This window comes from Telluria sp. RB2R28 (genome assembly GCF_059685835.1).
On record NZ_JCASIK010000006.1, the window covers coordinates 140,656 to 160,111 of the forward strand.

Below are 19,456 nucleotides of genomic sequence, written 5' to 3' on the forward strand. Positions count from 1 at the left end.
GCTTATCTAGGGATCAGGCCGCAGGAATCAGACCGGGAGCTTGATGAGCTCGTCGACTGCCGTCATCACCTTGTTGCGCACTTGCATCAACATCGAAAAGGACAGGCTGGCTTCCTGGCTCGCAAGCATTGCGCCGACCAGGTCGTCGCTCTTGCCAGTTTCGACGGCAGCCACGCGTGCGCCCGCAGCCTGATCCTGTGCATCGACACCTGCGATGGCATTCTTCATGGCCTGAGTGAACGAAAACGCGGTGTCGGCACCTGCGCCTTGCGCACCCAGTTCGGCAAACGACGCAGCCGCAGGCGCAACCGCCATGCGGTTTGCGTCGTTGGTCAGTTGGGCCATGTCGGCCCGGATCAGGCCAGCGAGTTCAGTTGCCATCGTGTTTTCCATTAAAGATGTTGTGTGATCGCGACAAAATTACTGTTTTCGTCGATGAAAAGCGTGATTCGGTACTGATTTTATTGAATTTAAATCAACAAATGATCGTTTCATTCCACGGCCTTTATCTATTCTCCTGTGCATTTCACCTCTGAGAGGCCAGGAAACCGTATGGTTGCTGCGATGCGACAGATTAATCTTACCGTAGGGCAAGTGGGAAATCAAAGGAGAATGTCAAACTTTTGGCAGCACAGTTGACTGTATAATTGTTGCTGGCTGGAATGAAAGAACCGCATCCACCATGGACTTTTAATTAACAATCATGCCGATTAATCAACTCGACCGTTCGCGCGACTTCCAGGTACTCGATCCCTGCCTGCTGGGACGTCCGGTGCACCTGCTGCCGGGCTTTGCTGTGCGCCTGGCCGACGCATTGGGCCGCGCCATGGCGTCGCCCGAAGGGCGCCGTTACTGGGGTGCATATCGACTGGAAAGTCTCGCATTTGCACCGGCCCCCGAGGGTCCGGCGCTGCGTTGGCTCGGTGTCAGCGGTGCGTATGGGCAGGCTGCCATTGCGTTCGAGCGCGGTCTGCTTCTGGGACTACTCGAAGGACGTTATGCCCGGCGCACGCCAGCGACGGCTTCTGCTGCAGTGCAGCGTGATCCGCTCGGCGAACGCGTGACCTCGACCGAAGAGCGTCTCGCTGCAACCTTGGTCCAGCAGGTCGCCTCCCTGCTCGATGGGAAGGTTGCCGAGGGACTCGGCACCGGCCGTGTTGATATTGCGCCACAGACTGCGCCCAGACACGCCGCCAGTACGGGCGCGGTGGTTGTGCCGACGAGCGCTCCCGGCAAGTCTGGCTGGGTCATCCGCGCTGTCCTGCGCGAACAATATGGCAGGCGCGATTCTGACGAGCCGGGCCTGGCCGCTCCTGAAGGGCAGTTGTGGATCAGTCTCGACCATGGTCTGATGTCGCAGGTGCTGCAAGGATTGATGGCCGAGCGCAATGCAGCGCGCGCTCCGCGCATGTCGCGCGAGTCACTCGCCTCGCATCTTTCAGTCAAGCTCGAAGGCCGCCTGGTGAGCAAGGAAGTCACTCTGGCGACACTGTTCGATCTGAAGGTCGGGGATGTCATACCGGTCTCGGTCGGCCGCGCCGATGTGCTGCTGGACGACTCGCGCTTGTTTACGGCCGCTGTTGCCGAACACAAGGGCAAACTGTGTTTAACCTCATTTGAAGACGCCGAATAATGGACATGAACCTCAACGAGCAACTGGCTGACGACGTGATCATTGATGATCTGGATGGTGTCGAGCAGGCCATCGCCGCGCCCGGCCGCAAGCCAGGGCGCCAACTGCCGCAGATGATGCGCCGCATCCCGGTTACCCTGACGCTCGAAGTCGGCTCCACCCGCATTTCCCTGCAGGAACTGATGGATATTCAGCCGTCGTCGGTGTTGCCGCTCGATTCGCTTGCCGGCGAGCCGCTGGTGATCAAGGTCAATGGCACGCCCATCGGTCGCGCCGAGGTCGTTGTCGCTGGCGAGCAGTACGGCCTGAAGGTGATCGATCTCGATGGTTTGAACCTGGATCTGCTGGCACCATGACTGGGGCCACCTGCAGTGCCTGGCGCGCAGCCGGGGCACGCCGCGCCGGTGTGCGTGCGCTGCCCGTCGGGTTGTTGTTGCTGGGCCTGGCACTGCCGGCGGTCGCCCAGAACCAGGACTTGCTGGCCGGGGTGATCCCGGGCGCCAACGCTACCAGTTCCGGAATGAGCGTCAAGTCGCAGATCCTGGTCATCATGACGCTGCTCGGGCTGCTGCCCGTGATGATCATGATGATGACGTGTTTCACCCGCTTCGTGATCGTGCTCTCGTTGCTGCGCCAGGCGCTCGGCCTGCAGCAGGGCTTGCCTACCCGGATCATCACCGGCATTGCCCTGATCCTGACTGTCCTGGTGATGCGCCCGGTCGGCGAGCAAGTCTGGAAGGACGCCTTTCTTCCGTATGACCAGGACAAGATCGGCCTGGAGCAGGCGCTGCGCATCGCCGAGGTGCCCGTTGCGCGCTTCATGCTGGCCCAGACCAGCAAGACCTCGCTGGCCCAGGTCGCGCGCCTGGCCGGCGAGTCGATCGAGCAGCCCCCGCAGCAGCATAGCTTCCCGGTCAAGCTGGCCGCCTTCGTGCTGTCCGAACTGAAAACGGCGTTCCAGATCGGCGCGATGCTGTTCATCCCGTTCCTGATCATCGACCTGGTGGTGGCTTCGGTACTCATGGCGATGGGCATGATGATGCTCTCGCCGCTGGTCATTTCGCTGCCGTTCAAGCTGCTGCTGTTCGTGCTGGTGGACGGCTGGACGCTCACGGTGAGCACCCTGGTGGGCAGCATCCATGCGTACTAGCGACACTGCGCAACGCCGCGCGAGGCTGGCATGACGCCCGATATCGCCGTCGACCTGGTCGTCGAAGCCCTGCAGATCGTGATGATCATGGTGATCGTGCTGGTGGTCCCGGGCCTGCTGATGGGCCTCGTGGTGGCGCTGTTCCAGGCCGCCACCCAGATCAACGAGCAGACCCTGAGCTTCCTGCCGCGCCTGCTGGTGACCCTGGTGGCGGTGATCGTGGCGGGCCACTGGATGACCTCCAAGCTGATGGATTACTGCATCTCGGTGTTCCAGCGCGCTGCCACCCTCGTGGGCTAGGGCAGGGGCGGCGCCGATGGAGCTCGTTGGTTTCCTGCTGCCACTGATCGGCGCCTTGTGGTGGCCGTTCTGCCGCATCATGGCGATGATGGTGACCGCCCCGGTGTTCGGCGACGGCGCCATTGCGATGCCGGTGCGCGCGCTGCTCGCGCTGGTGCTGTCGTTCCTGATGCTGCCGCTGACCACCCGCGGCGTCATGCCCGATCCATTTTCGCTGGCCGGGGTGATTGCCATGTTCGAACAAGCCGTGATCGGTGCCGTGCTCGGTCTTGCCCTCCAGTTTGCGATGGCCGCCGTCACCCTGCTCGGTTTTTTGGCATCGAGCCAGATCGGCTTTTCGATGGCCCAGATGAACGACCCTGTCAACGGCCAGGCGTCGGACGTGATCTCGGGCCTGATGTCGCTGGTGGCGATGCTCGTGTTCTTTGCCATCGACGCCCACCTGGTGCTGGTGGCGGTGCTGGGCCAGAGCTTTCATGCCTGGCCGGTCGGCGCCGGCGTGCAGCCGATGTTGCTCGAAGCGGTGGCGCTCAATGTGGGCTGGGTGTTTTCCGCGGCAATCCTGCTGGCGCTGCCGATCGTGTTCTCGACCGTGGTGGTGCAGATGGGCTTTGGCTTCCTGAACCGCGTGGCGCCCAGCCTGAACCTGTTTTCGCTGGGCTTTTCGCTGGTGACCATCTTCGGCCTGCTGATGCTGATCCAGCTGGTGCGCTTCATTCCCGAGCACTACATTGCCATGACCAACCAGGTGCTCGAAATGCTGGGCGAACAAATGAGGATGGCCCGTGGCGGATAACAGCAGCGGCGACAAGACCGAAAAGCCCTCGGCCCAGAAGCTCAAGAAGGCCCGCCAGGAAGGGCAGGTGGTGCGCTCGCGCGACCTGGCCACCGCTATCGGCATCCTGGTCGGCCTGAAAGTGTTTACCTTCATGGCGCCCGGCTACCTGGAAGACCTGCGCCACCTGTTCCAGCTGGTGTACGTGCCGCTGGGTGAGGCGGGCGACCTGGAAAACGCGTTGTCGGTGGTATTGACGGCCGCCTTGCTGCTGTTCGTGAAGATGGTCATACCGCTGGCGCTGGTGCCACTGGCAATCATCGTGGCTGGCGCGGTGCCGGGCGGCTTCATCGCCAGCAGCAAGAACCTTGCGCCCAAGTTCAGCCGTTTCAGCCCGATCACCAATCTGGGCAACCTGTTCGGCCAGAAGCACTGGGTCGGCTTTCTGACCTCGACCGCCAAGGCGGTCGTGCTGGGCGTGGCGCTGTGGTTCGCCATCACTGGCGCCATGAAGGCCTATGTCGAGCTGCAGCAGATGGCGCTGCCCGAGGCGCTGGCCGCCGGCAGCGCCCTGGCAATGGACGGCTTGATGGCGCTGGTGGCGGTGTTCGTGGTGTTCGCCCTGATCGATGTCCCGGTGCAGCACTTCATGTTCATGCGCAACCAGCGTATGAGCAAGCACGACATCAAGGAAGAACACAAGAGCAGCGAAGGCCGGCCCGAGATCAAGCAGCGCATCCGCCAGTTGCAGCAGCAGCTGGCGCGGCGCAGCGTGCGCGGTACCGTGCCCACCGCCGACGTCGTGATCGTCAATCCCGAACACTACGCGGTGGCGCTCAAGTACGATGCCGGGCGCGCCGAGGCGCCGTTCGTGGTGGCCAAGGGTGTCGACGAGATGGCGCTCTACATCCGCCAGGTGGCGCGCGAGAACGCGGTCGAGACCCTGGTGTTGCCGCCGCTGGCGCGCGCCATCTACAACACCAGCCAGGTGCAGCAGCAGATCCCGGCCCAGTTGTACCAGGCGGTGTCGCAGGTCCTGAATTATGTTTTACAACTGAATGCGTTCCGTTCGGGAAAGCGCCAGGCGCCCCCACGGTTCCCCAACGAGATGGATGTGCCATCTCATCTGAGTGAGGCCAAAGCATGAACTTCATGAATTCCTTCAACGGCGTGATGGCGGAGCTGCGAAGGCACAAGTTCGCCGCGCCGATCTTCCTGATTGCGCTGCTGGGCATGATCATCCTGCCGCTGCCGCCGATCCTGCTCGACGTGCTCTTCACGTTCAACATCGTGCTCGCGCTGATCGTGATCCTGGTGGCGGTGACGGCGCGCCGGCCGCTCGACTTCTCGGTGTTCCCGACCGTGATCCTGGGCACCACCCTGATGCGCCTGGCGCTGAACGTGGCCTCGACCCGCGTCGTGCTGCTGCATGGCCACGAAGGCACGCATGCCGCTGGCCAGGTGATCGAATCGTTCGGCAACGTGGTCATCGGCGGCAATTTCGTGGTTGGCCTGGTGGTGTTCGTGATCCTGATGATCATTAACTTCATCGTCGTCACCAAGGGCGCCGAGCGCATCTCGGAAGTCTCGGCCCGCTTCACGCTCGACGCCTTGCCGGGCAAGCAGATGGCGATCGACGCCGACCTCAACGCCGGCCTGGTCAACCAGGAGCAGGCCACCATCCGGCGCAAGGACGTGGCCGCCGAAGCCGATTTCTATGGCGCCATGGACGGCGCCTCGAAGTTCGTGCGCGGCGACGCCGTCGCCTCGATCCTCATCCTGATCATCAACCTGATCGGCGGTATCGCGATCGGTTCGCTGATGCACGATCTGCCGGTGGCCGAATCGTTCCGTGTGTATGCGCTTCTCACCATCGGCGACGGCCTGGTGGGCCAGATCCCGGCCCTGCTGCTTTCGGCGGCAGCGGCGATCCTGGTCACCCGCATCGGCGAATCGGGCGACCTCGAGCAGCAGGTCGGCAGCCAGTTGCTGGCCCAGCCGGGCGTGCTGTACTCGGCTGCCGGGGTGATGCTGATCATGGCCGTCGTGCCGGGCATGCCGTGGTGGTTCTTCGCTACCGCTGCGGGCGTGCTGGCCTATGTCGGCTGGAATATGTCGAAACGCGTGCTGGCGCCCGACGTCGCCGGGGTGGCCAAGATCGAGGCGGCGCTGCGCGACGAGCGCATCCCCGATCTCGATTGGCAGGCGCTGCCGGTCGTGCAGGCGGTGACGGTGGCGGTCGGCTACAAGCTGGTCGGCATGATCGACCGCGCCCAGGGCGAGCCGCTGCAAAAACGCGTCAAGGGCGTGCGCCAGAGCCTGTCTGAGCAGATGGGCATGCTGTTGCCGGCGATTGCCGTGCGCGACGACCTGGCGCTGCGCCCGACCCAGTATTCGATCAGCCTGTCGGGCACGGTGGTGGCCGAGGCCGAGGTGATGCCCGACCATCTGCTGGCGATCCCGTCGCCCAATGTGTATGGCGAGCTCGATGGCATACCCGGCCTGGAGCCGGCGTATGGCATGGCCATCACCTGGATCACGCCCGACCAGAAGGCGCATGCGCTGGGCCTTGGTTACCAGGTGATCGAGGTGCCCAGTGCGATCGCCACCCACGTCTCGAAGGTGGTGCGCGAGTACCTGCACGAACTGTTTCGCCATGAAGACGTGCCCGCCATCCTGGAGCGCCTGACCGCGCTCTCGCCCAAGCTGGCCGCCGCGCTCGACAAGGCACTGACCCATACCCAGCTGCTGCGTGTGTTCCGCGTGCTGCTGGCCGAAGGGGTCTCGCTCAAGGACATCGTGGTGATCGCCACGACCTTGCTCGACAGTTCGGAGACGACCAAGGACCCGATCCTGCTGGCGGCCGAAGTGCGCTGCGCGCTGCGGCGCCAGATCGTCTCGACCCTGTTCGGCAAGAAGAAGGACATGCCGGCCTTTAATTTGTCGGCCGAGCTCGAGAACATGCTGCTGGGTTCGCTGAACCAGGCGCGCCAGGCCGGCGGTGGCAAGGTCGCGCTCGACAATTATCCGATCGACCCGCAACTGCTGTCACAACTGCAGATCAATATGCCGGTGGCGCGCGAGCAGATGAAGGGGCAGCACACGCCGCCGCTGCTGCTGGTGCTGCCACAGGTTCGCCCGCTGCTGGCGCGCTATGCGCGCCTGTTTGCGCCGGGATTGCACGTGCTGTCGTATAACGAGATTCCAGAGAACCGCGATGTGTCGATCGTTGGGACGGTGGGCTAGTTCTCGGGTTCGGCCGGCCCGCCCTGGGCCGGCAGCAGCAGCGCCAGTTCGGCCACTGTCCGGAACACGGCTGGCGTGAGCGCCTGTGCGGCTGCTTCGGCATTGGCCAGCATGGCGTGCGAGCGGCCTTCCGGCAGCTTGGCGCGGTATTGCCAGCGCAGCACGTTCACGCCAGCGCGTCCCAGCGCCTGTTCCAGGACCGGCTGCAGCCAGCGCAGCCGCGTCAGTGCGCGGCTGTCGGCCGCGCAGATGGTCAGCGCCACGCCCTGCGTCATCGGTTCCACCTGGATCACCACCACGCTGCCATCAGCCAGTATCAGCTCGAGGCGAAGGGCGGCGCGCGGTCGGCGCCGGCGTCCGGGCGTTTCTTCGGCATCCTCGGCCAGCACCGCGAGGTGCTGGGCTGCGTGCGAGCCGGCATGCACCGTGAAGCGCCAGGCATCCGGATGGAACAGGTGTGGTTCGGGTGCGCGCGCCACTTGGCCCTGCTGGGCTGCCGCCAACAAAGCCGGCGACAGGTGGCCGCCGCTGTCGGCCAGCGCGCGGCTGGTCAGCGCGCTGCCGTGGTTGCGCACCTGGGCGCGCCAGCTGCGTGCCAGGCTGGCGCCATCCTGCTGCGGATAGGCCATTTGGCGCGCCATCAAGACCTGGTCCGGACGCATGGCCGCGCCTTCGGCGCCGGTCTCCGGCGCCGGCTGGCCTGCTGCACCGGCAGTGCTCGATAGCGTCTGTGAAAACGGCAACGGCGGCCCATCGCCGCTGCCGGTGAGCAGGGCGGCAGGCGAGGCCGCGATGACCGGCGTCACATGCAGGGTGGGCGCGCTTGGCGCAGGCAGGGGAGGAATGGCGACGCTGGTCATGATGGACCTGTATCAGAATGAAAAAAGGCCAGCCGTTTGGCTGGCCTTTGGGCAATGCCCGGGTGCGGTACCCGGGCGCTAGGCCATTATTGCAGCAGCGACATGACCATCGACGACATGCTGTTCGACTGCTTCAGCATGGCGGTACCAGCTTGCATCAGCATCTGGTTCGACGTCATGCTTGCGCTTTCGGTCGCGAAGTCGACGTCCATGATACGGCCGGTTGCGGCCTTGGTGTTGCTGGAGATGTTGGCCAGGTTGTTGTACACGTGATCCAGGCGGTTTGCGGTCGCGCCCATGCTCGAACGCACCGAGCTGACTTTATCGATTGCGTCCGACAGCAGGTTGATGCTGGCGTTGGCCGACGCGGTCAGTTCGGTGCCGGCAGTTGCCGTGCTGGCAGTTTGGCCTGCATAGGTCGAGGCCGAACCGAGCGAGGCGAACACAGTACCGGCTGTGCCCATTTCGGTCGCCAGGTTCAGTTGCATCGTTTCCGACGTGTCCGAACCGATCTGGAACGTCATCGCCGATGCCACGGTGCCGGCCTTGAGCAGTGCCTGGCCACCGAACTTGGTGTTGGTCATGATGTTCTGGATTTCTTTGCCCAGGTTGTCGTACTCACCCTGCATTGCTGCCTTGTCTTTGGTGGTCGACGACGTGTCGGCTGCCTGGGTGGCCAGGTCTTTCATGCGGACCAGCATGTTGGTGACTTCGTCCAGTGCGCCTTCGGCGGTTTGCAGCATCGACGTGCTGTTCTGGGTATTGCGCATGGCGACCGACATGCCGCTGGTTTGCGCTTTCAGGCGGGTCGCGATCTGCAGGCCCGCAGCGTCGTCCATTGCCGAGTTGATGCGGAAACCGGTCGACAGACGGGTCATGGAAGTCGACAGCGAGTTCTGGGTGCGGCCCAAAGCATTTTGTGCTGCGAGTGCTGCGTTGTTGGTGTGAAGGCTCAGCATGGTAACGCTCCTGGTAGGGTTGAATTCGGTTGAAATGCGCTTCCGGCGCGCTCTCACAGGTACAAGGCGACCACTTCTGCAAGTTAATTAAGTTCCGTAAGGAAATTTTTATTTTGTTTGAGGAGGCGGCGCCCAGATGCCGTCCTCTCCCTGTCCAAAAAGCACAACATCGTTCGCAAGCCTCAGTGGGATGTACCGCAATTGTCATACGGAAACTTAACGAGCCGTATATGATGGATGCTGCGGGCGCCATCACCACGTATTCCATCCATTACAGCAAGGTATTTCCCATGACAAGTATGTCAACCGAGCCAGCTGGCATCTCCATACACGATCTCAACGAACAGGCCCATGCGCTGTTTTTAGGCGGGGTCGCGCTTCACCGAGAGAACTTGCTCGAGCAGGCGATGCAAGCCTACGAAAAAGTGCTGCGCATGGTACCCGGTCATGTGGGTGCCTTGCATCACGTCGGCATTATTGCCATTGAGACGGGTAGTTACGAAGGGGGTGCCGGCTTTCTGCGCTCGGCACTGGCAATCAATGCCGAGATCGGCGCGATTCACGTCGACCTCGGCAATGCATATAAGCAATTAGGTCAATTTGATCTGGCGCTTGCCTCCTATGACCGGGCGCTGGCACTGGACGGCGCCAGCGCGGACCTGCACTACAGCCGTGGCAACGCCTTGCAGGCGCTGCGGCGTTTCGAAGAAGCGTTGCACGAGTATGAGCAGGCGCTGGCCATGAATCCGCACGATACGCAAGCGCTGAATAATCGGGGCGTCGTACTGAGGGAATTGGGGCGATTCGAGCAGGCGCTTGCCAGTTATGATCGCGTACTGATGTTGACGCCACATTGCCTGGATGCGCTCAATAACCGGGGTAATGTGCTCAAAGAGCTGCGTCGGTTCGATGAGGCACTGGCGAGCTTCAATGCAGCGCTGTTCGTCGACCCTGCCTCGCCCGATTCCTGGTTCAATCGCGGGGTGACCGAGCATGCGCGCGGTGACCATGACGATGCCCTGGCCAGCTATGGCCGCGCCATCGATATTGACGCGAACTTTGCCCAGGCTTACCACAATCGCTCAACCGTACTGCATCATCTCAAGCGCTACGATGACGCGCTTGCCGACTGCCAACAGGCGATCAAGCTCAAGCCAGACTACCAGGAAGCCTACAAGAGCTGCGCAGCAGTACTGCGGGCCCTCAAGCACTTCGACACCGCGCTGGGCTGTGCCGACATGGCAGTGCGTTTGCTCGAAGACGATGCCCATGCGCATGATGTACGCGGGACCATCCTGAAAGACGTGAAACGCCTGGAAGACGCGCTGGCGGCGCACGAACGCGCCATCGAGCTCGAACCGCGCATGGTCAGTGCGTACCAGAATCTCGCGAACGTCTTGCGCGACCAGAAGCGTTTCGCCGAGGCCGAAGCGACCTACACCAGGGCCATCGAGCTCGATAATGAGCGTCCAGAAAGCTACCTCAATCGCGGTACCGTCTATGCCGGCTATGGTGATTATGCGCGTGCGCTGGCAGACTACGATGCCGCACTCGCGCTTGATCCGCGCATGGCTGGCGCCTATTGGAATCGCAGCCTGCTGCACCTCGAGCACGGTAATTTCCGGCAGGGCTGGATCGATCATGAGTGGCGCTGGAAGACACCACACTTCGAGAATTCTGCAGACAGTCGCAATTTCATGCAGCCGCAGTGGCGAGGCCAGGCGTTGAACGGGAAGGCGATCTTGCTGAGTTCAGAGCAGGGATTCGGCGACACGATCCAGTGCAGCCGATTCGCGACGCTGTTGGCGGCGCGTGGTGCGACTGTCATCATGGAAGTGCAGCGTGGGCTGGTGGAGGTGTTAAGCTCGATCGAAGGCGTGAGCGCGGTGGTGGCGCGGGGCGATCAGCTTCCGAGGTTCGACTACTGGTGTCCAATGATGAGCGTGCCAATGGCGCTTGCAATGGAGCTCGACGACATTCCCGCACCAGCCCATTATTTGCGGCCGGATGCAGGCCGGATGCAAGCATGGGCGCAGCGCCTGGGTGTGCAAACGCAGCCGCGGGTTGGCCTGGTCTGGAGCGGAAATCCCACGCATGGCAACGATGTGAGTCGAAGTATCGTGTTCGGTGAATTCATGCGCATGCTACCCGTTGGACCCGAATACATATCGTTGATGAAAGACGTGCGTGATGGCGACCTCGCAGCGCTTGGTGAGCGTGGCGATGTCACCCTGATCAATGAGCACTTGCACGATTTCAGTGACACTGCCGCGCTGTGCGAGCTCATGGACGTAGTGGTATCGGTCGATACCAGCGTTGCCCACCTGGCGGCCGCGCTGGGGCGGCCTACCTGGATTTTGCTGCCGGCCATCCCCGACTGGCGCTGGCTGCGCGATCGCCGCGACAGCCCCTGGTATCCTCGCGTCACCCTATACCGTCAGCGGGTACTGGACGACTGGAGCGAAGTGCGCGAAGAAGTGCACACTAACCTGCAATCGCTGGCCCGGGGATAGGGCCTGGCATCAGGCCTGTTGCAGGGCGAGGGTTCGGGCCAGGTAGCAGAACCCTGGCCCTGTCATGAGGCTCAGCCGACGCTGATTTCCTTGCACACAGGGTCAGAGTCGTGGATCGCCAGCATATTGATGCCGAGCGGGAAGATTGTGTAGCCATGGGCAGTCAGGAACGCGCTGATGTCAGCCTCGTTGGACTTGATCTTCTCGATCATCAACTGGGGTTTCAGGCGCGCGATGGTGTCTTGTGCGCCTTGTAATGCTTCCATTTCCATTCCCTCGATATCGATCTTGATAAAGTCGAGGCGGGGCAACCCGTAGCTGTCGATACACCGCATCTCGGTCAGCTGGGTTTTCTCTTCCGAGTAATCGATGTGCTGGCCAATGAATTCATTGTGCACGCTCTTTTTTATTTCCAGACTGCCGAAGCTGGAAGGTGAAAAGTAGTTGGGTACGGGCACCCTGATCGTTCCATTCACGGCACCAACTGCAGCCCATACTGCCCGTGCGTTGAAGCAGTTGTTCATCGTCACGTTTCCGGCGAGTGCGTAAAACACCCGTTCCTGCGCTTCGAAGGCGATGACTTCGCCCCATCCATACATTGCACGCGCCCACTCGATCGTATGCACGCCAATATTGGCGCCACAATCAATCGCCACCACGCCATCGCCAAAATTCTTCCGGCGCGAGGCAAGCAATTGCAGCGCGGTGTCAACTTCTTCATGGTCAAACGATGACGTTTCGAGAAGCTGGTATCCGACGCCATAGGCGCCGCCAGGTACAGCGCGGTAATCGTGGCGATTGACCAGCAAACTACCATGATTGGTTGAGACCAGCGTGAATGCAGTGGGGCGCGAAACGGAATTTTTCATTGAGCTAATCTTGGTTGATTAAAAGGCATTCTTATACAAAAATAAATAGCAATAAGCTAAATTTATCTAAGGATATAAAAAATTCCTCATGGTATTTTTGATGATCAGGTGTTGAAAGTCAAGGTGTGTGCAGTTCGGCTTCATGCCGAAAGGTTTTCTTCCTGGAAATATATGGCGTGGTGTAGTGTAGCGGGGTAGCATCATCACGCTCAATCATACTTTGCAACTACCGGAACTTTCATGGATATCGTCCCCCCAAGTCAACAGACAACCAGCATCGAATGCGCTTGTCCAATATGTGAGAAGACCGCATTAATATACGACGTGGTTGATCTTAACAAGAGCTGCAGTGAGTCTTGGGGAGCACATCTTTCACTGACCGGGATACCGATTTACTATCACCGTTGCATCAGTTGTGGATTCACTTTTGCTGCAGAGTTCCAGCACTGGCCCAGCGAGCGATTCTTGTCGCAGATATACAACGACGACTACATCAACGTCGATCCGGATTACGTCAGCAAGCGACCCCTCTCGAATGCGGATTTTGTTGGCACACTGTTTAACGACCAGAGAAGTGTCATAAGTCACCTCGATTATGGTGGAGGTAATGGTTTGCTGAGCGCCAAGCTCGGCGAGCTCGGCTGGGACTCGAGGACGTATGACCCGTTCCCGAGTAACGATCTGGCGCTCTCGTCGCTGGGAAAATTCAACCTGATTACTGCTTTCGAAGTGTTCGAGCATGTGCCGGACGTGCGCGACTTGATGTCGAACCTGACCAGTCTGATGGATGACGAGTGCGTAGTCATTTTTTCTACGCTGCTTTCTGATGACCATATTCAGGCAAAAGGTCGTCTGAACTGGTGGTATGCATCGCCACGAAACGGGCATATCAGCTTGTTCTCCAAAAAAAGTCTGGTCGAGCTGGCAACTCTTCACGGCCTTGAATTCGGCAGTTTCAACACAGGTTTGCACTGTTTCTTCAACCGCTTGCCCGGGTGGGCAGCCAAATTGATGGGTCAGCAATAGCGTGTCAATGCGCGGCAACGACGGCTCCTTCGGACAGGAAGAAGGCCGTCGTGACAAACCCTGGGCAGCACGCGCATGCCACGGCTCTTACCTGGCCGTATCAAGACGCTCGACATCGGCGCCCCGATCATCGCCGACGCCAGCTGTATCACGATCATCGTGCATGCGCGCAATGCGATCCTGAAAAGCCTGTCTCCGAAAGAAACCGTGTGATCCCGCCGCTGCGTTACGTCGCTGCGTACGAGCGCAAGCTCGACCTGAAACAAGTCGCTGGTGGGATGCCACGTGCCTCTTGATCCTGCAAGATTAACACCAGCAATTCGATACAAAAAAACGTGGCCCCGGCAGCGCTGCGTGAAACCAGTTACATCCATCGATTCATGACCGCGCAACCAGGCGCCGCGTCACCACCGGCCCATCGGGCCCCAGATGAAACGCCAATTTGCGCTCGCGCAGCGCTGCGTCGCCCGCTGTCGCCCGGTCAAACCGGCGCAGGTGCTCGGTCCAGGACGGATCGATGATCTGCTCGGTGAACAGCCCCGGATCGCTCACGTCGCGCAGCAAGGTCCAGCTCAGCGCGCCCTGGCGAAGGCGTGCGCGCCGGCTCAGTTCCATCAGCGCCATGAACGCTTCCTTGCGGACCGGGTCGATCCGGTATTCGACCGTCAGCACGAGGCGTCCGCCATCCTGCAGCGGCGAGTGGGAAGGGGCCAGGGCTTTCAATGCCGACGACGGCGTCATGTCCTCGAGCAGCTCGCGGTCCTGGATCAAACGCAGCACGAGTGCCATCACGAGCACGCTGCTGCCCGCCGCATAAAGCAAACTGTGCTGCACGCTGTCGAGGGTAGCCACCTGGCCCCAGACCGCCGCACCCGTCGCGCTCGCGCCCATGAGGGCCATCTGATAGATCGACATGCCGCGCGCCCGTACCCAGTCGGGCAGGGCCATCTGCATCGACACGCTCAGGGAATTGGCCGACACGATGAAGGCCATTCCAGACAGCCACATTGCGCACGAAGTCAGTACCACGTTGGTGCTGATTGCCGCCACCACGATCGTCGCTGCTGACAGCACCGTGCTGCCCATGACGAGCGTATCGCGGCTGAACGCCTGGCGCATGCGCGGCAGGAATACTACCGCGCTGATGGCGCCGCCGCCCATGCATGCCAGCAGCAGCGTGAACACGGCCGCCCCGCCGCCGCCCTGCGCACGCGCTACCAGTGGTAACAGCGCCATCAGGGCAGTGGAGTGGAAAAACGATGCCGCTACCCGCGCCAGCACGGCCTTCACACGGGTCGAATGCCGGGCAAACTGCATGCCGACGCGCATGGCCCCGCCGATGCGCTCGCGGCCCAACGGACTCGGGACGTGCGTGCGACGCCAGCGCATGATCACGAACCCTGAAATGACCGACAGCACCGCATTGAGCACGAACACCCAGGCGCTGCCCATGCTCGCAATGATGGCGCCGGCCGCCAGTGGCCCGGCGATGCGCGAGGCGTTCATCGCCACGCCATTGAGCGCCAGCGCCGCCGGCAGCTGCGTGCGCGGCACGAGTTCAGGCACGATGGCCGAAAACACGGGCCAGCGCATTGCCAGGCCGATGCCATTGGCGAAGGTCAGCGCCAGCAGCACCGATGGCGTGATCGCGTCGGCCAGGATCACCGCGCACAGGATGGTGGCCACGAACGCGACCCAGAACTGCGTGATGATGAAATAGCGGCGTCGGTCGAGGATATCGGCCAGCGCGCCGCTGGGCAAGCCGAGCAGGAACACAGGCAGCATCGACGCCGTCTGCACCAGTGCAACCCAGATTGGCGCAGTCGTCAGCGACGTCATCATCCAGGCGGCGGCGACGTCATTCATCCACATGCAGGTGTTGGCAATGAGCCAGGTCAGCCATAGCATGCGAAACACCGGCGCGCGCATCGGCCCGAAGGCTGATGGCGGTGGGGCGGCGTCGTTCGCCGACGGCGCCGATAACGTGGGCGGGGCCATCACCATGCAGGAAGGCCGAGCGCGAACAATGCGGATGGCCGGATCGGTGTGCAGCGTGTCATGAGAAAGGCGAATGCGTGGCAACAATTGCCATTGTAGTCGTGGCCGGGCAGAGCGCGGCGCGCCGACTGGTGGCCAGCCAGCGACCAACCAACAACCAACCAACCGTCACCTCAGTGTCAGATCGTGCAGGCGAGTACGGATTTGACCCAAATAGATGAGAATGGTGATGATAACCATTCTCATTCAGTGTTAAAATTCTCCTTTTCAGTCTTCAAATTTTTTCATATGACCCTCGAACGTAGCTGCGCACCATTCGGCGCCACACTCCCTGCGCAATCGGAATTGACGCGCCGCATCAAGAGCGCCCTCGGCGTCGTCGCAGCAGCGCCGATTCTCCTGTTCCCGCTCGCCGCACAGGCGCAGGACGGCACCAGCGCCCCGGTCGAGCAGGTCGTCATCACCGGTGCGAAGATGCAAGCCGATCCTGCCTACGCAGGCGGCCAGATCGGGCGCAGTGGCGGCCTGGGCGTGCTGGGTGAGGCGGACATCATGAAGACGCCGTTCTCCACCACCAACTACACATCGCAGATCCTCGAAGACCAGCAGGTGCGCACGCTGGCCGACGTGGTCGTCAACGAAGCCTCGGTGCGCGTGATGACCTCGACCGGTGGCTTCAGTGAAGACTTCCAGATCCGCGGCTTCAATGTCACCAGCGGCGACGTCGGCATGAACGGCTTGTACGGCCTGTCGTCTTCGAACCGGATGCCAGCCGCCATCATGGAGCGCGTCGAAGTGCTCAAGGGCCCGGGCACGCTGATGTACGGCATCAGCCCGAACGGCAGCGTCGGCGGCAATATCAATATCGTCACCAAGCGCGCCGGCGACCAGCCGCTGACGCGCGTGACGGCCACGTATGAAAGCCAGGCGCTGTTTGGTACCCATGTCGACGTCGGCCGCCGCTTTGGCGACAACGGCGCCTGGGGCGTGCGCGTCAATGGCGTGATCCGCAGCGGCGACACCAATATCGACGACGGCAAGCAGGACTTCGGCCTGGCCGCAATCGCACTCGATTACCGCTCGCCGAAACTGCGCTGGACCCTGGACAGCTACGGCCAGCAAGAAAAGACCGACAACTTCCGCGCGCAGAACAGCTTCCGGCCCGACATTGCGTCGATCCCGGCGCCGCCGTCGGGCCACCGCGCCGTGTACCGCGGCGCCGACCTCGAGTTTCGCGATGCGACGATCGCCTCGCGCCTCGAATACGACGTGTCGAAGCAATTGATGGTCTACGCGACGGCCGGCTACCACTACGGCGCCAGCGAGCAGGATTTCCCCACAGCGCGCGCACTGAACGCGGTCGACGCTGCCGGCAACTTCCGCCTGACCAACGCCTGGTACGACGCCTATGCGCGCAGCAAGACCGGCGAAGTCGGCGCCCGCCTGAGCCTGGACACGGCCGGCATCAAGCACTTCATCACCGCCTCGGTCTCGCGTTTGGACAGCGAAGCGGGCAGCTTCTACCTGTCGGCCGCGCCAAGCTCGTCGCAGCTCTCGAGCATCTACAACCCGGTCGCGATCACGCCGATGACGGGCAACCGCCTGGCGCCGACCAAGACCTCGGAAACCGAACTGTCGAGCGTCTCGCTGACCGACACGCTGACGTTCCTGGACGGGCGCGTGCTGTTTACCGGCGGCTTGCGCAAGCAAAAGGTATCGCTCGACAACCTGGCGTCGAGCGGCGCGGTGACGGGTTCGTACAGCGAAAGCGCCGTGTCGCCGCTGGCTGGTCTGGTCGTCATGCCGATGGAAAACGTGTCGCTATATGCCAACTTCACGTCGGGCCTGAGCCGCGGCAGCGTTGCCCCGCCTACGGCCGCGAACGCCGGTGAAGTCTTCGCCCCGTTCAAGTCCAAGCAATATGAAGTGGGCACGAAAGTCGATACCGGCCGCGTACTGCTCGGCGCCGCCGTGTTCCAGATCGACCGTCCGAACGCCATCACCGACCCGCTGACGACGGTCTACAGCCTGGACGGCACGCAACGCAACCGCGGCCTGGAACTGTCGGCGGTCGGCGAAGCCGCACCGGGCCTGCGCCTGATGACGAGCGCCACGTTCTACAACGCCAAGCAGCAGCGCACCGCCGGCGGCATCAACGAAGGCAAGAAAGCCACGGGCGTGCCGAAGAACGCGTTCAACGCCGGTGTCGACTGGGACTTGCCATGGATTAGCGGCCTGAGCCTCAATGCCCGCGCGATCCACACTGCCGAGCTGGCGCAGAATGTCACCAATACCGTGTATATCTCGTCGTGGACGCGCTTCGATCTCGGCGCGCGCTATCGCACCGAGCTGATGGGCAAGCCGGTCGTACTGCGTGCCAGTGTCGAGAATGCAGGCAACAAGCGCTACTGGCTGTCGAGCAGCACGCTGGCGACCGTCGGCACGGCCGCGGCGCCGCGCACGGTGCTGTTGTCGGCGCAGGTCGACTTCTAAGTAGTACTACGTTGGCTGCCGGGACCTGCCTGCATGGCGAATGCAGGCAGGTCCGAGCTTTTTGGGCAGCATCGATGTGAAGCACGAGATTCGTAACAAAAATCTGTTCCAGGCGTTGTTTTGCGGTAACTGAATCGCGTGTATTCTGTTGCTCTAGGGTATAGTTCTTCCCATATTCTGCGAACATGTGATGAAACTTATAACCTTTGAAATCAGTGATCGTTCCCTTGCGATCACTACAGTGAAAAAAGCTGGAGAGCAATGGGACTGTGTGATATCGGCGTCCAGCCATGCCGGTGACGGCGCGATGTCAGCAATCGTGCAGCAACAGATCAAGTTCGACGGCGCCTATTGCGCCGATATGGTGTTGGAGAAGGCGGTGGATTTCAGTGGGGCTTTCTTGCAGTTGATGATGTAGGGTTGTTGGCGCCGGTCTGCTCCCGTCCAACAGGTGGCCGGATGCGATAGAATGCGCGGTTCGATTGTCGCCGTATTTCGCTCGGCAGACGAACTTCTTCTTTCTTCCTGATCGAGGCCATCCCCAATTCGCGGCAACGAGCGTTGTGCATCGCGGGGCAGGCGCATACAAGCATACATCGCAATGACAGCAACTAACTATGGCGGGCGGCGCCTGAGCGTCGCCCCGATGATGGACTGGACCGACCGCCACTGCCGCGTCTTCCACCGTCAGATCACCCGCCACACCTGGCTCTACACCGAGATGGTCAACACCGGCGCGCTGGTCTATGGCGACGCCGAGCGTCACCTGCGCTTCGACGACATCGAGCATCCCATCGCGCTGCAACTGGGCGGCAGCGATCCGGCCGATCTGGCCAAGAGTGCGAAGCTCGGCGAGCAGTGGGGCTACGACGAGATCAACCTGAACTGCGGTTGCCCCTCCGAGCGCGTGCAGAAGGGCGCGTTCGGCGCCTGCCTGATGAACGAGCCGCAGCTGGTGGCTGACTGCGTCAAGTCGATGCGCGACGCTGTCTCGATCGACGTCACCGTCAAGCACCGCATCGGCATCGATCACAATGAAGAATACGGCTTCGTGCGCGACTTCATCGGCACGGTCGCCGATGCCGGTTGCAACACGTTCATCGTGCACGCCCGCAATGCGATCCTGAAAGGCCTGTCGCCAAAGGAAAACCGCGAGATCCCGCCACTGCGCTACGCGGTGGCCTATGAACTCAAGCGCGAGTTTCCCGATCTGGAAATCATCATCAACGGCGGCATCAAGAGCGACGACGAGATCGCGCTGCACCTGCAACACGTCGATGGCGTCATGCTCGGGCGCGAGGCTTATCACAACCCGTGGACGATGGCTGACTGGGACGCACGTTTCTACGATGCCCCCGGCGCACCGCGCACGCGCATTGACGTGCTCGAAGCGATGATCCCGTACATCGAAGCGCAGCTGCGCCAGTACGGCCCGCTGGGCTTGAAACTGAACAGCATCACGCGCCACATGCTGGGCCTGATGCAGGGCTTGCCGGGCGCACGCGCCTTCCGCCAGACGCTATCGGACTCCAAACAGCTGGCACTGGGCGATGCACGCCTGTTGCTGGCTGCCGCCGCCCGGATGCCTGCAACCGCGTAAGCACACCTCACTGACAAAAAGCGTGCCTCGGCAC

The 19,456-nt window shown here is 61.8% G+C and carries 17 protein-coding genes and 1 pseudogene; 13 read left to right on the top strand and 5 right to left on the bottom strand.

What is annotated here, in order from left to right:
• Window positions 1-27: 27 nt before the first annotated feature.
• Window positions 28-381 carry a flagellar hook-basal body complex protein FliE gene (gene fliE / locus AC56LV_RS20920; RefSeq protein ID WP_499560403.1) on the bottom strand — a complete coding sequence of 118 codons (354 nt, stop codon included), beginning with the start codon at window positions 379-381 and terminating at the stop codon, window positions 28-30.
• Window positions 382-703: 322 nt separating this feature from the next.
• Here fliE and AC56LV_RS20925 point away from each other — a divergent pair, with 322 nt between their 5' ends.
• From AC56LV_RS20925 to AC56LV_RS20955, 7 genes are read left to right on the top strand one after another with little or no spacing between them, the layout of a single operon-like run.
• Entirely contained in the window at window positions 704-1,633 is a 930-nt protein-coding gene (locus AC56LV_RS20925) for a FliM/FliN family flagellar motor switch protein (RefSeq protein ID WP_499560405.1), read from the top strand.
• Window positions 1,634-1,638: 5 nt separating this feature from the next.
• A complete protein-coding gene (locus AC56LV_RS20930; protein WP_499560407.1) occupies window positions 1,639-1,989 on the top strand; it encodes a FliM/FliN family flagellar motor switch protein in 351 nt (116 codons plus the stop codon).
• On the top strand, window positions 1,986-2,783 hold the full coding sequence (gene fliP / locus AC56LV_RS20935; RefSeq protein ID WP_499560409.1) for a flagellar type III secretion system pore protein FliP: 798 nt from the start codon (window positions 1,986-1,988) through the stop codon (window positions 2,781-2,783). Before AC56LV_RS20930 ends, fliP begins: the two co-directional genes overlap by 4 nt.
• 30 nt (window positions 2,784-2,813) lie before the next feature.
• The gene (fliQ, locus tag AC56LV_RS20940) at window positions 2,814-3,083 is read left to right on the top strand and encodes a flagellar biosynthesis protein FliQ (protein ID WP_499560411.1); all 270 of its coding nucleotides are present in this window, start codon (window positions 2,814-2,816) and stop codon (window positions 3,081-3,083) included.
• 16 nt (window positions 3,084-3,099) lie between these two features.
• Window positions 3,100-3,879: a flagellar biosynthetic protein FliR gene (fliR, locus tag AC56LV_RS20945; protein ID WP_499560413.1), complete on the top strand. Its 780-nt coding sequence runs from the start codon at window positions 3,100-3,102 to the stop codon at window positions 3,877-3,879.
• On the top strand, window positions 3,869-5,005 hold the full coding sequence (gene flhB, locus AC56LV_RS20950; protein WP_499560414.1) for a flagellar type III secretion system protein FlhB: 1,137 nt from the start codon (window positions 3,869-3,871) through the stop codon (window positions 5,003-5,005). Before fliR ends, flhB begins: the two co-directional genes overlap by 11 nt.
• 5 nt (window positions 5,006-5,010) lie before the next feature.
• Window positions 5,011-7,104, top strand: coding sequence for a flagellar biosynthesis protein FlhA (locus tag AC56LV_RS20955; protein WP_499560416.1), 2,094 nt, complete (start codon window positions 5,011-5,013; stop codon window positions 7,102-7,104).
• Here the strand turns inward: AC56LV_RS20955 and AC56LV_RS20960 are convergent.
• Together AC56LV_RS20960 and AC56LV_RS20965 are read right to left on the bottom strand one after the other, a co-directional pair.
• Complete coding sequence (locus AC56LV_RS20960) at window positions 7,101-7,964, bottom strand: hypothetical protein (protein WP_499560418.1); 864 nt, start codon at window positions 7,962-7,964, stop codon at window positions 7,101-7,103. The two genes, AC56LV_RS20955 and AC56LV_RS20960, sit on opposite strands and share 4 nt — an antisense overlap.
• Before the next feature lie 86 nt (window positions 7,965-8,050).
• Window positions 8,051-8,923 carry a flagellin N-terminal helical domain-containing protein gene (locus tag AC56LV_RS20965; RefSeq protein WP_499560420.1) on the bottom strand — a complete coding sequence of 291 codons (873 nt, stop codon included), beginning with the start codon at window positions 8,921-8,923 and terminating at the stop codon, window positions 8,051-8,053.
• A gap of 230 nt (window positions 8,924-9,153) precedes the next feature.
• Here AC56LV_RS20965 and AC56LV_RS20970 point away from each other — a divergent pair, with 230 nt between their 5' ends.
• The gene (locus AC56LV_RS20970) at window positions 9,154-11,436 is read left to right on the top strand and encodes a tetratricopeptide repeat protein (RefSeq protein WP_499560421.1); all 2,283 of its coding nucleotides are present in this window, start codon (window positions 9,154-9,156) and stop codon (window positions 11,434-11,436) included.
• A 71-nt stretch (window positions 11,437-11,507) separates the two neighbouring features.
• On the opposite strand, the gene AC56LV_RS20975 is transcribed toward AC56LV_RS20970, so the two are convergent.
• The gene (locus tag AC56LV_RS20975; protein WP_499560423.1) at window positions 11,508-12,305 is read right to left on the bottom strand and encodes an FkbM family methyltransferase; all 798 of its coding nucleotides are present in this window, start codon (window positions 12,303-12,305) and stop codon (window positions 11,508-11,510) included.
• A gap of 240 nt (window positions 12,306-12,545) precedes the next feature.
• Between AC56LV_RS20975 and AC56LV_RS20980 the strand changes: the two genes are divergently transcribed.
• Window positions 12,546-13,331: a class I SAM-dependent methyltransferase gene (locus AC56LV_RS20980; RefSeq protein WP_499560425.1), complete on the top strand. Its 786-nt coding sequence runs from the start codon at window positions 12,546-12,548 to the stop codon at window positions 13,329-13,331.
• Window positions 13,332-13,460: 129 nt separating this feature from the next.
• A pseudogene (locus AC56LV_RS20985) lies at window positions 13,461-13,588 on the top strand (tRNA dihydrouridine(20/20a) synthase DusA); the annotation flags it as partial.
• Window positions 13,589-13,709: 121 nt separating this feature from the next.
• Here AC56LV_RS20985 and AC56LV_RS20990 read toward each other — a convergent pair.
• Window positions 13,710-15,335 carry an MFS transporter gene (locus AC56LV_RS20990; RefSeq protein ID WP_499560427.1) on the bottom strand — a complete coding sequence of 542 codons (1,626 nt, stop codon included), beginning with the start codon at window positions 15,333-15,335 and terminating at the stop codon, window positions 13,710-13,712.
• A gap of 282 nt (window positions 15,336-15,617) precedes the next feature.
• On the opposite strand from AC56LV_RS20990, the gene AC56LV_RS20995 reads away from it, so the two are divergent.
• From AC56LV_RS20995 to dusA, 3 genes are all read left to right on the top strand, one after another.
• Entirely contained in the window at window positions 15,618-17,822 is a 2,205-nt protein-coding gene (locus AC56LV_RS20995; protein ID WP_499560429.1) for a TonB-dependent receptor, read from the top strand.
• Between the two features lie 190 nt (window positions 17,823-18,012).
• Window positions 18,013-18,240: a hypothetical protein gene (locus AC56LV_RS21000; protein WP_499560431.1), complete on the top strand. Its 228-nt coding sequence runs from the start codon at window positions 18,013-18,015 to the stop codon at window positions 18,238-18,240.
• Window positions 18,241-18,423: 183 nt separating this feature from the next.
• On the top strand, window positions 18,424-19,422 hold the full coding sequence (dusA, locus tag AC56LV_RS21005) for a tRNA dihydrouridine(20/20a) synthase DusA (protein ID WP_499560433.1): 999 nt from the start codon (window positions 18,424-18,426) through the stop codon (window positions 19,420-19,422).
• Window positions 19,423-19,456: the final 34 nt, after the last annotated feature.

What these genes read in the sequence shown, in the direction of transcription:
- AC56LV_RS20995 (WP_499560429.1), top strand. Translation starts at nt 15,618, where the DNA reads ATGACCCTCGAACGTAGCTGCGCACCATTCGGCGCCACACTCCCTGCG.
- fliR (WP_499560413.1), top strand. Translation starts at nt 3,100, where the DNA reads ATGGAGCTCGTTGGTTTCCTGCTGCCACTGATCGGCGCCTTGTGGTGG.
- AC56LV_RS20970 (WP_499560421.1), top strand. Translation starts at nt 9,154, where the DNA reads ATGATGGATGCTGCGGGCGCCATCACCACGTATTCCATCCATTACAGC.
- AC56LV_RS20960 (WP_499560418.1), bottom strand. Translation starts at nt 7,964, where the DNA reads ATGACCAGCGTCGCCATTCCTCCCCTGCCTGCGCCAAGCGCGCCCACC.
- AC56LV_RS20955 (WP_499560416.1), top strand. Translation starts at nt 5,011, where the DNA reads ATGAATTCCTTCAACGGCGTGATGGCGGAGCTGCGAAGGCACAAGTTC.
- dusA (WP_499560433.1), top strand. Translation starts at nt 18,424, where the DNA reads ATGACAGCAACTAACTATGGCGGGCGGCGCCTGAGCGTCGCCCCGATG.
- AC56LV_RS20965 (WP_499560420.1), bottom strand. Translation starts at nt 8,923, where the DNA reads ATGCTGAGCCTTCACACCAACAACGCAGCACTCGCAGCACAAAATGCT.
- fliQ (WP_499560411.1), top strand. Translation starts at nt 2,814, where the DNA reads ATGACGCCCGATATCGCCGTCGACCTGGTCGTCGAAGCCCTGCAGATC.
- fliP (WP_499560409.1), top strand. Translation starts at nt 1,986, where the DNA reads ATGACTGGGGCCACCTGCAGTGCCTGGCGCGCAGCCGGGGCACGCCGC.
- AC56LV_RS20980 (WP_499560425.1), top strand. Translation starts at nt 12,546, where the DNA reads ATGGATATCGTCCCCCCAAGTCAACAGACAACCAGCATCGAATGCGCT.
- AC56LV_RS20925 (WP_499560405.1), top strand. Translation starts at nt 704, where the DNA reads ATGCCGATTAATCAACTCGACCGTTCGCGCGACTTCCAGGTACTCGAT.
- AC56LV_RS21000 (WP_499560431.1), top strand. Translation starts at nt 18,013, where the DNA reads ATGAAACTTATAACCTTTGAAATCAGTGATCGTTCCCTTGCGATCACT.
- fliE (WP_499560403.1), bottom strand. Translation starts at nt 381, where the DNA reads ATGGCAACTGAACTCGCTGGCCTGATCCGGGCCGACATGGCCCAACTG.
- AC56LV_RS20930 (WP_499560407.1), top strand. Translation starts at nt 1,639, where the DNA reads ATGAACCTCAACGAGCAACTGGCTGACGACGTGATCATTGATGATCTG.
- AC56LV_RS20990 (WP_499560427.1), bottom strand. Translation starts at nt 15,335, where the DNA reads ATGGTGATGGCCCCGCCCACGTTATCGGCGCCGTCGGCGAACGACGCC.
- AC56LV_RS20975 (WP_499560423.1), bottom strand. Translation starts at nt 12,305, where the DNA reads ATGAAAAATTCCGTTTCGCGCCCCACTGCATTCACGCTGGTCTCAACC.